Below are 14,121 nucleotides of genomic sequence, written 5' to 3'. Positions count from 1 at the left end.
TATGGGCCTCGGTTTCCTTATTTAGGATATGGCTATGGGCGGTAGCGTGTCCAAATAGGGTAAATGGCAAACAAGGAAGATCTTAATGACAACGCATTCAGCACACTTATTACGTCGGTTAAATCCCTATTGCGCGCAGGCACTGGCCGGTGCCGCTACCTTATGTCAGACCCGCGCCCATGCCGAGATCACCGTCGAACACTGGTTGTTGAAACTGCTGGAGCAGGGCGAGGGTGATATCACCGTCATTGCCCGGCGTTATGAGTGGGACATGGACAACCTGTGGCAGGGATTGCTGGCCCATTTGGAGACCTTACCCCGCACCGTGCAGGGTAAACCTCAGTTGTCAGCCGCGTTACAGCAACTGATCAAAAGTGCCTGGTTGGATGCGTCGTTACAGGAAGATGCTAATGCGGTGCGATCCGTCCATCTACTGGCGGCCCTGATAAATACGCCATCACTATTGGCCGCAGAAGCTGCCTGGCCGCTGCTGAGCCTGAGTACGACCCAGCTACAGCGCCTGTTACCTTTGCTGGACAGCCAATCCGATGAGCGTCCCGAAGTTCAGCAGGCAGCAGCATTGGCAGACAGCCCGGTCAATCTGACCGATGAGGCTCCGACCACCCCCTCAGCCAGCGGTCAGCCCCAACTGAATGACGCCCTGCAAGCGGCGTTGGATAAATTCACTCTGGACGTCACCGCGAAAGCGAAAGCCGGGCAGATTGACCCGATTTTTGGTCGCGATACCGAGATCCGCCAGATGGTGGATATCCTGTCGCGCCGCCGTAAAAATAACCCGATTTTGGTCGGTGAACCGGGTGTCGGTAAAACCGCACTGGTTGAAGGGCTGGCGCTACGTATTGCTGAGGGCAACGTACCGGATAGCCTGAAGACCGTTAGCCTGCGCACACTGGACTTGGGTCTGTTGCAAGCCGGGGCTGGGGTCAAAGGCGAGTTCGAGCAGCGGCTAAAAAATGTTATCGAGGCGGTGCAACAATCGCCGACACCAGTACTGCTGTTTATCGACGAAGCCCACACCATTATTGGTGCCGGTAATCAGGCCGGTGGCGCGGATGCCGCCAACTTGTTGAAACCCGCACTGGCCCGTGGCGAATTACGCACCATCGCCGCCACCACGTGGTCGGAATACAAACAGTATTTTGAACGCGATGCGGCACTGGAACGCCGCTTCCAGATGGTGAAAGTTGACGAGCCGGATGATGCCAAAGCCAGTTTGATGCTGCGGGGCTTAAAGGGCCGTTACGCTCAGCATCACGGCGTGCACATTCTGGATTCTGCTATTACCGCTGCTGTCACTCTCTCCCGGCGCTTTTTGACCGGTCGCCAACTGCCGGACAAAGCCGTGGATCTGCTCGATACCGCCGGTGCCCGTGTCCGCATGAGTATCGACACCCTGCCTGCCGCGCTGATGGAAATTAACGCCGAACTGGCCGCGCTGGCGATGGAGCAGCAGGCTATTGAGCAGGATTTACTCCTGTTGCCGAATATCGGTTCAACGCGCTTACTTGAGATTGATAAACGCCGCGCAGAGCTGGCCGTTGGGCAGCAAAAACTGGAACAGCAATATGAAGCAGAGAAACGCCTCACCACACTGATTGTTGAAGCGCGTCAGGATATCGCCAACGTGGCACATCTGGCTGAGTTGCAGGCAGAACTCAGCCAGATTCAAGGTAATGCGCCGCTGCTGTCGCTGGATGTTGATGTTCGCACTGTGGCGACGGTTATCGCTGACTGGACCGGCGTCCCGCTGAGCAGTCTGCTGAAAGACGAACAGACGGATTTATTGCAACTGGAAAACCATCTCAGCACCCGCGTAGTGGGTCAGGATGCGGCGCTGGTTGATATGGCACAACGCCTGCGCGCTGCCAAAACCGGCCTGACCTCCGAAAATGGTCCTCTGGGCGTATTCCTGCTGGTCGGGCCGAGTGGGGTGGGTAAAACCGAGACCGCACTGGCGTTGGCCGACACCCTGTTCGGCGGTGAAAAATCGCTGATCACCATCAACATGTCCGAATATCAGGAGGCGCACACCGTTTCCCAACTGAAAGGCTCGCCGCCAGGCTATGTTGGTTACGGTCAGGGTGGCATTCTGACTGAAGCGGTGCGCAAACGCCCGTACAGCGTGGTGCTGCTTGATGAAGTTGAGAAAGCGCACTCCGATGTCATTACCCTGTTCTATCAGGTATTTGACCGGGGCTTTATGCGCGACGGTGAAGGGCGCGAAATTGATTTTCGTAACACAGTGATCCTGATGACGGCCAATCTGGGCAGTGATCATCTGATGCAATTGCTTGATGAACAACCGGAGGCGACCCATAGCGATCTGCACGAACTGCTGCGCCCGATCCTGCGCGATCACTTCCAGCCCGCATTGCTGGCCCGCTTCCAGACCTTGATCTACCGCCCACTGGATGCCATCGCATTGCGCACTATCGTCGAAATGAAACTGGCACAAGTCGCCAAGCGCCTGAACAAACATTACGGTCTGCACTGCACGATTGAAGAAAGCCTGTACGACACGCTGGTCGCCGCCTGCCTGTTGCCGGACACCGGGGCGCGCAACATCGACAGCCTACTGAACCAGCAGATTTTACCGGTACTGAGCCAGCAACTGTTAAGCCGTCTGTCCGAGCAACAGCGCACCACGTCGTTGGCGTTGGGCTGGGATGAAGCCGAAGGGATCACGCTGGAGTTTGGTAATGACTGAGGAAAATAAGGACACATTAAAAGAAGGGGGTATCCGGTTGCTGACCTCGGGAGAGACGGAGCTGGCGAAGTCAGTTTTCGGATCAAGTATCCAGTACCAGACTGTCTGGATCCACTTAGATAGTTATCTACCATTTGGCTTACAGAATAAAGATACCGCCATGGCCCCCAATGGAGAAATTTATTTCCGGATGCCATTGTACAGATCTGATTTTTCTCAAACAACTGACGATATGAAACATCTCTTCATCCATGAGATGAGTCATGTATGGCAATATGCAAAGGGAATGAATATTGTTGCCAGAGGACTAGTGAGCTGGCTGGTTAGCTACCGGTATAAACTTGATGGCCGTTTATTAAGCGAATATCCCATGGAGCAGCAGGCGCAAATTATTGCAGATAATTTCATTTTGCAGACACATGGCTATTTTATCTGGCAGCGTCTATGGAGTAACAAATATCCAAGTATCACTCTCGATGGCGATATTTCTGAACCAGTAATACAGCAACAATACAAAAATGCATTGCGAGGATTTCCCTGGTGAAAACATTAAAATTTCGTTTTTTGTGTTCAGGTTTGCTGTGTCTTATATGTTTATTAACACTGACTGGATGTCCTGGAATAGGCGATCGGGTACGTTTTGACGAAACTGCTCAAGTGCGTATTGTGGGTGATGATGTTTGCTTTCTAGTCGCAGATGCACAGGATTATCAACCAGCAGATATGGGGATAAACCCACGCGGGACAGCTTCAAAGAATAAGACATTTATTTTTGAACCTAATTTAACCGTGGCTAATGGGAAATTATGTATCCCACCCTCTTTTTATCACTTTCCGGATAAAGGGCAATTCATTGTTGAATATATTTTAATATCAAAAAAATACAAAGATGAGCCAAGGAAAGTGGTTGTTACCTTGGAAGTTATGGATGGGCATATTTACAATATACCGCCAAACGATATGGAAATTACCAGACCATACAGCGAAATGAATAAAGAATAAGGTGAGCGCAGGTATGGAAATATGTATTTATGACAGACCAATAATTCATTCAAAGAACGCGGATGCGCCTTCGGAATCTCGTTAATATCACACTTGATAATGATATTAACAAGTGCGTGATATGGAAATTTTATAAAGAGACCATGCGAGGGTTTCCTTGGTGATAAGAAAAAAACTGAGTTTTTTATTTTACACGATGTCGTCTTTATTTTGCTTATTGATGTTAACAGGATGTCCATGGGGACAAATGAAGTATTATCCCTCAGAGACGGCCAGCACCTACATGAATGGTGATTCGGTATGCTTCTTTATTCCTAATGCACAAGATTATCAGCCTGTTTTTATATCTATTAATCTCAGGAGTACCCCCCCTAAAGAAGGGACATTCACAGATGAACCTAATCTAACAATTATAGATGGGAAACTTTGTATCCCACCTTCGTTTTATCATCTTCCTGATACCTCCACCGGACCTTTTATTGTTCAACTCGTTATTGAGTCCAAAGATAAGGGTAACCATCCAAGACATTTTGTATTGGGATTTGAAATGCTCAATAGAAGGGCTTATGACGTACCGCTAACTAAACGCGAATATGATGAGCCATCTATCGCCAGCAAAATTTAACGATAAAGATAGGTTTTGCCTGTTTTTCACTTGAAATAAGCAGGTTATTACCACGGAGTAAAACCCATGAATCTTACTAATACGCTACAGAACACATTATCAAAACTCACCGGAACTACTCTGAATCGCTACCGCCTTGATATTCCTTCCTGCCTGTCACCATTGGACGTCGAAGATTTCAGCGGCAATGAGGGACTCAGCAATACATATCACTACAATATACTGTTCACCAGCACCGACAAAAATATTGATGCGGACCAATTACTGCGCAAACCAGCAACGCTGACGATGGGGACTGGCGTGTTGCAGAGTTTGATGGAACAGAAGGTGGTACACGGTGTTATCACCGATTTTCGCCGGATATCGGGTTCAGCCGACCAGGTTAATTATCAGGTCACGCTAGAACCTTTCATCGCATTGTTGGATAACCAGTACCGAACACACCGTTTCTTTGTTAATAAATCGGTACCTGAAGTTGTCGAGCTGATACTTAAAGAACATGGCCTGAAGGACTGGGAATATGAGTTCACCCTGAAACAGACCTACCCAAAACGTGAACAGATAAACCAATATCAGGAAACTGACCTGAAATTTATTGAGCGGTTGCTCTCGGAGATGGGGATATTTTACTTCTTCACTTTGCAGCCGGACACCCAGACTGAAGTGGTGCATTTTGCGGATAAGCAGAGTGCCTATGAGTTTGGTAAAACGCTGCCACTGAATAGCCCGTCGGGGATGAGTGACAGAGGAGCAGAATCAGTCTGGGGGCTGAGTGTGCATCACAATGTCGTCGAGGCCAGCGTTACAGCCAAAGATTACAACTACCGTGAAGCGCAGAAAGTGTTGCAGTCCACCCGAGCAGATATGACGCGCGGTGACGGTGAAGGGGTCACTTATGGTGAAGTGTATCACTACAAACCGCGCCATCTGGATACTGGCGATAAAACCGACCCCACGGCTGAAACCGCTAACTTCCTCGCCCGCCTTGACCATGAACGTTTTTTATCAGCACAAACGCTGATCACCGGTCTCAGCACCGATCCCACATTACATCCTGCTCAGGTGCTGACGGTAACCGATACATCGATTCCGTCCACGCTGCCGGAGCTGTTGACACAACCGATGGTCGTGGTACGCACTGGGTTCAGCGCCAGCCGTAAAGATGCACTGAAAGTCACTATCGCAGCCGTCCCCTACAGTGAAACCCTGTGCTGGCGTCCGGCACTGCTCCCGCGTCCGAAAGTCAGTGGCACGATGATGGCACGGGTGACCAGCGCCAAGTCGAACGATATCTATGCCTGGCAGGACACCTCCGGTTTGTATCGGGTGAAATTTGATGCAGATCAGGACGATAAAGCCCAAGGTCAGGAGAGTATGCCGGTGCGACTCGCCAAACCTTACGGTGGCGATGTGTACGGCATTCACTTTCCGCTGATACAGGGTACCGAAGTGGCCATCGCGTTTCACGACGGCGACCCAGACCGCCCGTATATTGCCCATGCTTTGCACGATTCGCGTCATACCGACCATGTCACCGAAAAAAATAACACCCGCAACGTGATCCGCACCCCTGCGTTCAATAAGCTGCGCATGGAAGACAAACGCGGCGAAGAGCACATCAAGCTCAGCACCGAGTATGGCGGCAAGACGCAGTTGAATCTTGGGCATAACGTGGATGCCCAACGAGTTCTCCGCGGTGAGGGGGCAGAGCTACGAACTGATGATTGGGTTAGCATCCGCGGTGGGAGAGGGGTGTTTATCAGTGCGGATAAACAACCGTCTGCCGGGGGGGAGATGCTGGATATGAGTGAGGCGATAAGCCAACTGGAGACGGCGTTGTCGCTGGCGAGAAGCCTGTCACAAGCAGTACAAACTGCGCAAGCGCATGAAGGAGATATTGCCAGTCAACAGCAATTGAATAAATCGCTGAACGAACTGAGCTCAGCAGGGATGTTACTGCATGCCCCGGAAGGTATAGGGATGGTGAGCCCAAAAGCGGTACGGATAGCATCGGGCGGTGAAAGTATCGGTGTGGTGTCAGGGCACAACACTGATATCAGCGCGGGTAAGTCGTTTACTGTGGCGGCGAGTGATGCGGTAAGTCTATTTGCGCAAGGACAGGGCATGAAACTGTTTGCGGGCAAAGGCAAGATAGAAGTACAGGCGCAGAGTGATTCAATTTTAGCGACGGCGCAGAAAGATATCGAAATCCGTAGTACAGAAGGGAAAGTGGAGATATCGGCGAACAGTGAGTTAGTGCTGACTTGCGGTGGAGCCTATATCAAACTCAGCGGTGGGAATATTGAACTGGGTTGTCCGGGTAATATCTTGTTGAAGTCGGCCAATGTACAGAAAATGGGCTCGGCAAGTCTGAATGTAGCACCTAAAGTATTCCCTCGTGGTTTTGGGGGCAGTTATGCCCTTACTGATGAAAAAACTGGGGAAGCTTTACCCTTTACCCGCTATCAGATAACGACTAGCGCAGGGGATGTTTACTTAGGAACGACAGATATTGAAGGGAAAACAGCCAAAATATTTACCACCACGCCAATGCCATTGACCATTGGTTCTCCAGATGAATCACTGGATGAGCAATTGAGAGCGGTTGATGAGTCAACGGGAGAGCCAATGGTGGAATATGCGTACTATGCAAAATCGCAAGATGGGCAGGTTTACTCGGGGTTTACCGATGCTCAAGGACTGACTGAACGGATGGTGACTCAGGGCAAATCGGAGATAACCGTACTTTGGGGCGATGAAGCCCTTGCTCAGATAGAGAAGGATACATAAATGAATCAGAAAACAGTAGTGAAACCCAATGATAAAATGGGTTCTGTTCAGGATATCAAAATTAAATCTGTCTACTTTGATGAGTTATGGTCCGCTTACCCTTCAAGTACGATCAAACATATTGATCCCAAGTCGAAAGACGATGTGTTTTCAGATCACTGTGCAATAAATGTCAGTGAAGCTTTGTATCAGTGCGGCATATTGATGAAAAGTTTTAAAGGAACACGATGTTGGAATTGCCCTACACCGGACAGTACAGGAAAAGGAATTCATGCTATCCGTGCCCAGGAACTGAGTGATTATCTTAAAAGCCAGAAAACACTTCCTTTTGCAGGAGGCAAAAAGCCACTGGAATTGACGGGAAAAACTTATGAAGATGCTGTGTCTGATAAAACAGGACTCATCTTTTTCCAAGACTATTGGCTACGCTCTGGTGAGAAATCTCCTACCGGTGATCATATAGATTTATGGAAAAACAATAAATTAGCCAGTCTGGGATGGTTATCTACTTGGGCAAGACGAACCTTTCCTCAGGCATCTGAAAGTTACCTGTCGATGTCCGACCTAAGGAAATCAACAAAAGTCTTGTTCTGGGAAATTCTATGAAAAGAAAAATTTTGCTTCTATCCCTCTATATTTTACTTTCTTTAACCTTGTTTTTTATTTTCATTATCACTGGTTTTTCATCATATCTTTATCATATCTATGAAGGTTTTATCCTACAAGGACATTATGAGGGGGAGACCAAAGCCGCATTTTATATGGGGTTTTTAATCAAAGTATTACTGACGGGTTGTTTTTTATTAGTTGGTGTTTTTTATAGCACTTATTTATGGAAGAAGAAAAGGAACCCGTAAGGGAATTTCTTTGTTAATAAGAGATACTTCAGGACTAATAAAAGAGGTGAACAGGTGAGTAATAAAGAACATAATACTTCAATAAAAGAAGAAAGTAAGACCGTATCACTCAGCGCAAAAAATCAAACAGGTTGGGTTGAGTTCCAATTACTGGATGAGATGAGTAATCCTGTCGCTAATATGTCGTATCGGGCTATTAATGATGCGACCAGAAGTGGTCATGTGAGCGAGTATACTGGCAATAGTGATGCTAGTGGCATTATACGTATTAAGGGGTTACACCATCTTGACCTGACACTGTTTATTGAGGCTCAACCTCTCGCAGATGAAATGGAGACTCGATCGCTGCGTGTCGGTAGGGAAGATAAATACTCAACAGTTAGAAAACTAGCAGAACAAGAAGAATACGAATACCAATACATTACTATTGGGAAATTGTGCGATAAACTACCAACTATTACCCCTAATTGGGAAGATAAAAAGAAACCTCCAGCATATCATTTCCCGGATACTCGGTTTACCGGTTTGACGGTAAAAAAATTGAATTGCCGCCATGTTTTGGAAATTTGTCCTTTCCGTGCATGGTCTTTAGTTTTGCACCATATACCCGACTACTCGGTGGTGAATGCCTACAATTTGGTATTGATGTCAATATTATCTTATGCAGATTACGATACTAATGGTGATGGGCAAGCAACGGGGTCTATATCACATTTTTTTTATCAGCAAATGTTAGAGCTATCCCGCGTACCATATCAAATAAATGATAAGAAATTTCAGCCGATTGTTAAAGATGTGCCTTTTCACCAACGTTATACTGATGTTGAATTTATAGATTCGAGTCAGGGTGCTGAGGCAAAAAAGGATACACAACTATTTTTCGCAGCTAGTAGCGTGGAGGTCATTGTAGCTTGGCGTGGTACTGCCAGTTTATTAGATGTTGTAACAGATGTTACTTATAAACCTATTAATCTAACTTGTGATATTAAAATACCTTGTAGCGGGATTGTAAGTAATGGATTAGTACATCAGGGTTTTTTAGATGCATTTGAAGTTATTGATAATAATGATGTTGAAAGTGATTTCTATCTGTTGAGTAAAATAATCGAGGATAAAGAGTTATATATCTGCGGGCATAGTTTAGGTGGGGCGCTGGCTTTAATACATGCAGCTAAACTCATTGATTACAATCCTATATTATATACTTATGGAATGCCTCGTACTTTTACTTTGAGTGCTATGAATGAATTGGATGGGATACCTCATTATAGACATGTTAATGAGAATGATGCAGTACCCTCTGTACCTCCAGAGCGAGAATTAGATAATCATTTCTATAAACTATGGGGACCACTAGGGTACGTTTTTGGTTATAGTTGGTCAGTGATCAAGACTTTAATCCCCTTTGGGAACGAGGTTTTTTGTCATCATGGTGAAGTTGTGCACTTTTTCAAAACAGAGTCAGTTTTGGAGTGGTTGGAAGAGCGAAATCCACGAGCTAAAATTAAGATTAGAAAGCGTCTTTCAGAAACAGCAAAACTATTTTTGGTTCCTTGTTTAAGCTCACAGAGTGATGAAAATGCGAAAGCTAATCAGCAAGAATTTATTCAAAAAATAGATAGAGAAAGTAAAGATAAGTTATTCCCAAAACATGGTAATCCGGAACTTAAAAATGCACTAAGCGGAGGTGATCATCCATCCGGAAAATATGCTGAATATATTGGTGATAGAATTATGGAGTTATATGATACAACTAATGATGGTTTTTATAAAAAAGAGCAGGATGTTTTTGTTTTTCAAATGGAGAAGTATAAAAATGATATACCTCAATCTGAGTATAACAGAAATAAGTCTTTCTTGGCCGTCGATAAATTACTTGTTACGACTTTGAATGTCACCAAATCTTTACCCGAAAGCGATATTGCCATGCAACGTTATTGTTTGAAAAAGGATGGCCTATGAAATTGAATAGCACATATGTCTTATTTTTATCTTTACTATGCACTTCGGGCTGCGTAGCAAAAAATAGTGCAATCTCACCGCCGAGTGATAATCAATGGGTAGATGTAGAAATTAAAGCGCCTAAAAATACCCAAGCTATTCCATTAGTTGCATTTTACACTTCTGATGAATGCAAGAAGGAACGATACAACGTAGATATGAAGGTGTATCAACTAAAAGGTACGCAGGCTCGTAATCTCAATATGGAGATTGATAAAACCTCTGGTAACTATCGAAGCCAAATTCCAATGGATGGTGGTGGGCAATGTAAATGGCGATTAAGTAAAGTAACATTGGGTATCCAATACTCCAGAACAGAACATCTCATTAAAAATAGTGGTGGTCAGGTAGGAACAGCCGTTGGTATTAAGATTGCTTTGGATGATGAAGGGGCGAGAAATGGTGACTATATACTTACTAAAAATCCTTTATCATTAACGCCGACTTACTATCCAGTAATTACAGAATGGCATCTTACAAAAGAGGCTACAGATCTATCGTTACTAGGCAAAAGAAAGTTTGAGTCATATAGAATTAATGCCATAAATAAAGAGACTGTATATATAAAATTACTTCCTATCTTGGATGAATCTAAAGTTGTAAAAATGGTTGGTCCAAAGATAAAAAAGAAAGGTAATCACTGGCGTATAGAATATCCCGATGGAAGCGTCACATCTAATGGTGAAGTCACTCCTGATTTTGAGAAATTGAGTTCAATGTGATTTACTACTCATATGTTATTTATTATCGGACTAATGCAAAAAAAACAGTGATGACATCTATCAGGCGAAAATAGCTATGACAGACGGGCATGTCAATGAAAACTGAGTGAGTTTAATTTAGGGAAAGAATACATTGATATGAAGCGTCTGGGGAAAGAACGAGTATCAGGTACAGTAGTGGGCCAACGGTCATCATTAGATGATGAAACTCTCGTAATGGGCAGTTTTAAAGTGTTAGCGGCAATAACTTAAAGTTAGCTCTAAAATATTTTCCTATGATAACAAGATGGAGCAAAAGGAAAAATTCAAATAAGTCTGATGACTCAATAATTTCTGATGGTTTAATTTACCCAGACTTTAAAAAATATAAAAACTAATTGATATATTCCTCAGGAGATAAAGAGCATTGTATTACCCACTACAATAGTAAGACTGTTTAATGAGCTTTTTTATTAGTTGGTGTTTTTTATAGCACTTATTTATGGAAGAAGAAAAGGAACCCGTAAGGGAATTTCTTTGTTAATAAGAGATAATTCAGGACTAATAAAAGAGGTGAGCAGGTGAGTAATAAAGAACATAATACTTCAATAAAAGAAGAAAGTAAGACCGTATCACTCAGCGCAAAAAATCAAACACGTTGGGTTGAGTTCCAATTACTGGATGAGATGAGTAATCCTGTCGCTAATATGCCGTATCGGGCTATTAATGATGCGACCAGAAGTGGTCATGTGAGCGAGTATACTGGCAATAGTGATGCTAGTGGCATTATACGTATTGAGGGGTTACACCATCTTGACCTGACACTGTTTATTGAGGCCCAACCTCTCGCAGATGAAATGGAAAAACGGCCATTGAGTCTTGAGCGAGTAGGTGCGTATCAAATGAAAATGGCTCCAATAAGTGTGGATAAAGAAAGTGTATTTGTTATTATACTGTAATAGGCCAGCTTTGTGATAAAGCACCCAGCATTCCGGAGTGGACAGATACCAAACTACCTAAATTCCATTTTCCTGACCCTGATTTCTCTGGGTTATTTATTTCCAATATGTATTTTAATGCACGTATACTTATTAAGATTTGTCCTTTTAGGGCTTGGATCTTGCTGTTACATCACACAAATGAATATTCGATTGTCAATGCTATGAATTTAGGTTTGATGGCTGACTTTGCCTATTCAGGTGGTGATAAGATTAATAAATTTTTTAATCATCAATGTTTAGATTTGTCTCAGGTTCCACAGTTGTTATATCGCCCTGTCATAATTGATGTTCCGTTCAGTGAACGTTATGTTAATCCTACATTTCTGGATACTAGCGTTGGGGATTCATCGGATGGTGACACTCAATTATTTTATATTAGTAACCAGAAGCAGATTTTGATTGCCTGGCGAGGGACTGAACCCACAAAATTTGGCGATATCAGTACAGATGCTACGTTTCGTCCAATACCTTGTCCCGCAGTGGTTACCACAGGACGTGCTCATAAAGGTTTTCTGAATGGTTTTGAACGAGCACAACAAAAATTTCCAAATAGTTTTAGAGAAATAGAAGATTTTTCGTCTAAAAAGGAACTTTTTATCTGTGGTCATAGCCTTGGTGGGGCATTAACACTTATACATGCGGCAACACTAAAAAACTATAATCCTGTTATTTACACTTATGGAATGCCCCGAACTTTCACTGCAATGGCTGTTTCATCTTTGCAGGATTTTACTCATTACCGACATGTGAATGATTCTGACTCGGTTACCAGTGTTCCACCAGAAGCTGAGCTTGATAATACATTGTATGATCTATGGGGCCCGCTCGGTACTCTATTAGGATTTCGATTATCTCTTATTGAGATTCAACTACAGTCAGGGGGAGTGAAATTTGGTGACCCTTATTGGCATCACGGTAATGTTGTTGTCTTTTTTAAGGCGGAGCAGTCGGTAACTCAGTCGCAAAAACAACCTATTCTTTGGATTGGTGGCGGTAGTAGTCGTTCCCCTAATATCACTGTCGCATATAAAAGTAAAAGTATAGCAAAGCTTTATCTTGTACCGTCATTGAGTGAAAGTGTTGCTTGTTTGTCGGAAGAAGAACAAAAGACATTTATACATTGTTTAGACTCCAACAGTCTTAATCATCATTTTCCGAAGAATAGCAACCCTAACCTCGATTCATTAACAAATCCAATGAATCACTTAATGTCAAGCCAGTATATGCCCTTTGTTAATAATCAACTTATCGAATTGATAGATACTAATCGTCCTTTGGAAAGAAAGAGAAAAAGACAGTTTTTCGCAGAAAAGCTTAATCAAGCGATAAGCTCAGAGAATAGTACTTCTAAAAATGAAGTAAGCAGGAACCGTCTTTTCCTTTCGTTACAAGGTATGCTACCTGCTACATTGTTAATATCAGAGTCAGATGATACGTGGAAAAATGCACTCACTCGGTTTAAGAACGTTGCGGAGGAAGAAATTGAAAAAGCTGATTAAGTACAGTCTTCTGATGGTGCCAGTCTTGTTGTCTGGCTGTGAAAAGGATGAAAGTCTATCTCCTTCGCTGAATGGGAAGAGTGTTGCTGTTGCGGTGAAAATCCCTCATGAAATAGATGTACTCCCGCTAGGCGTGATGTACCGTTCGAATAAATGCCTTAAGAAACGAAGTAACGCTAATGGCGAAAGTTATGACGTTCCTGGATTTCATTTTACTGAAATTAATCTTAAACAGGTAGAGAATAGTGACCTTTTTGAATCACAGGTCCCTTTCGATGGTGGTGGAAACTGTCAGTGGCAATTAAGTAATGTCACCATAGGAATTAAGTATAAATCACCATCATATTTTGCTATGGACATAAAAGAAAACTATGCAAATGAAATTATATTTGTATTCGATGAAAATGAGGCTCAAAGAACAAATTGGATTTATGAAGATGTTTCTGGCGATAAAGAAATAATCAGGGATTACTACCCAATGATTACCAATCGATATATTAATGAGTTTTCTAGAGAATTGTCAATTTATGGCTTGGATAGTAAATTTACTTACCGCATGTATAATACTAATAAAATAATATATCAAGCCAATGTACATTCTAATAAATTAGTATTTAGAGATGCACCAAAGAAACAAGGAGGGGATTTTTCGATAAAATATCCAGATGGTTCCATTGTGGTTGATGATTCAATTTTTCCAGACTTGAAGAAACTTCAGTCCATACACTAAGTAGTTATTTTTTTATAGTGTTAATTTCCTGTTTTAGTGCCCTTTCCCCCTTGAGGTTGTTTATCTCTCTGATGTTTGCAAAAAAGTTATATCAGTGGGTTCGATGGAAAACGTGTCGAAGAAGTGAGTTATAACCCGATAAATATCCCTTTAAAACAAAAAGGTAATAGTGACATCTATCAGGCGA

At 43.6% G+C, this 14,121-nt stretch carries 12 protein-coding genes; all 12 read left to right on the top strand.

Annotation, left to right across the window (positions count from 1 at the left end; genetic code table 11):
- Positions 1-85 precede the first annotated feature (85 nt).
- The 12 genes from tssH to HRD69_RS17645 all read left to right on the top strand — a co-directional run bounded on the left by tssH (position 86) and on the right by HRD69_RS17645 (position 13,934).
- Positions 86-2,728 (top strand): type VI secretion system ATPase TssH, encoded by a 2,643-nt coding sequence (gene tssH, locus HRD69_RS17695; protein ID WP_004877986.1) that lies wholly within the window; start codon positions 86-88, stop codon positions 2,726-2,728.
- Positions 2,721-3,272, top strand: a complete 552-nt coding sequence (locus HRD69_RS17690; RefSeq protein WP_032815586.1) for a hypothetical protein — start codon at positions 2,721-2,723, stop codon at positions 3,270-3,272. The genes tssH and HRD69_RS17690 overlap by 8 nt, the downstream gene beginning before the upstream one ends.
- The gene (locus tag HRD69_RS17685) at positions 3,269-3,730 is read left to right on the top strand and encodes a putative T6SS immunity periplasmic lipoprotein (protein WP_244263010.1); all 462 of its coding nucleotides are present in this window, start codon (positions 3,269-3,271) and stop codon (positions 3,728-3,730) included. Before HRD69_RS17690 ends, HRD69_RS17685 begins: the two co-directional genes overlap by 4 nt.
- Positions 3,731-3,977: 247 nt before the next feature.
- The gene (locus HRD69_RS17680) at positions 3,978-4,355 is read left to right on the top strand and encodes a putative T6SS immunity periplasmic lipoprotein (protein WP_244263011.1); all 378 of its coding nucleotides are present in this window, start codon (positions 3,978-3,980) and stop codon (positions 4,353-4,355) included.
- 66 nt (positions 4,356-4,421) lie between these two features.
- Positions 4,422-7,145, top strand: coding sequence for a type VI secretion system Vgr family protein (locus tag HRD69_RS17675; protein ID WP_004877996.1), 2,724 nt, complete (start codon positions 4,422-4,424; stop codon positions 7,143-7,145).
- On the top strand, positions 7,146-7,751 hold the full coding sequence (locus tag HRD69_RS17670) for a T6SS effector amidase Tae4 family protein (RefSeq protein ID WP_004877999.1): 606 nt from the start codon (positions 7,146-7,148) through the stop codon (positions 7,749-7,751). It begins immediately after the preceding gene.
- Complete coding sequence (locus HRD69_RS17665; RefSeq protein WP_032815587.1) at positions 7,748-8,002, top strand: hypothetical protein; 255 nt, start codon at positions 7,748-7,750, stop codon at positions 8,000-8,002. Before HRD69_RS17670 ends, HRD69_RS17665 begins: the two co-directional genes overlap by 4 nt.
- Positions 8,003-8,056: 54 nt before the next feature.
- On the top strand, positions 8,057-9,964 hold the full coding sequence (locus tag HRD69_RS17660; RefSeq protein WP_172984633.1) for a lipase family protein: 1,908 nt from the start codon (positions 8,057-8,059) through the stop codon (positions 9,962-9,964).
- Positions 9,961-10,725, top strand: a complete 765-nt coding sequence (locus HRD69_RS20670) for a hypothetical protein (protein WP_244953504.1) — start codon at positions 9,961-9,963, stop codon at positions 10,723-10,725. The genes HRD69_RS17660 and HRD69_RS20670 overlap by 4 nt, the downstream gene beginning before the upstream one ends.
- Before the next feature lie 560 nt (positions 10,726-11,285).
- Positions 11,286-11,663 (top strand): hypothetical protein, encoded by a 378-nt coding sequence (locus tag HRD69_RS20665; RefSeq protein ID WP_244953503.1) that lies wholly within the window; start codon positions 11,286-11,288, stop codon positions 11,661-11,663.
- A gap of 161 nt (positions 11,664-11,824) precedes the next feature.
- The gene (locus HRD69_RS17650; protein WP_161597850.1) at positions 11,825-13,204 is read left to right on the top strand and encodes a lipase family protein; all 1,380 of its coding nucleotides are present in this window, start codon (positions 11,825-11,827) and stop codon (positions 13,202-13,204) included.
- Positions 13,188-13,934 carry a hypothetical protein gene (locus tag HRD69_RS17645; protein WP_050413237.1) on the top strand — a complete coding sequence of 249 codons (747 nt, stop codon included), beginning with the start codon at positions 13,188-13,190 and terminating at the stop codon, positions 13,932-13,934. Before HRD69_RS17650 ends, HRD69_RS17645 begins: the two co-directional genes overlap by 17 nt.
- The last annotated feature ends 187 nt before the right edge of the window (positions 13,935-14,121 follow it).

The sequence above is a fragment of the Yersinia mollaretii ATCC 43969 genome, from assembly GCF_013282725.1.
GTDB classification, from domain to species: Bacteria; Pseudomonadota; Gammaproteobacteria; order Enterobacterales; family Enterobacteriaceae; genus Yersinia; species Yersinia mollaretii.
The sequence above is the reverse complement of the archived record's forward strand: the minus strand, read 5'-3'. Positions and strand labels throughout refer to the sequence as shown.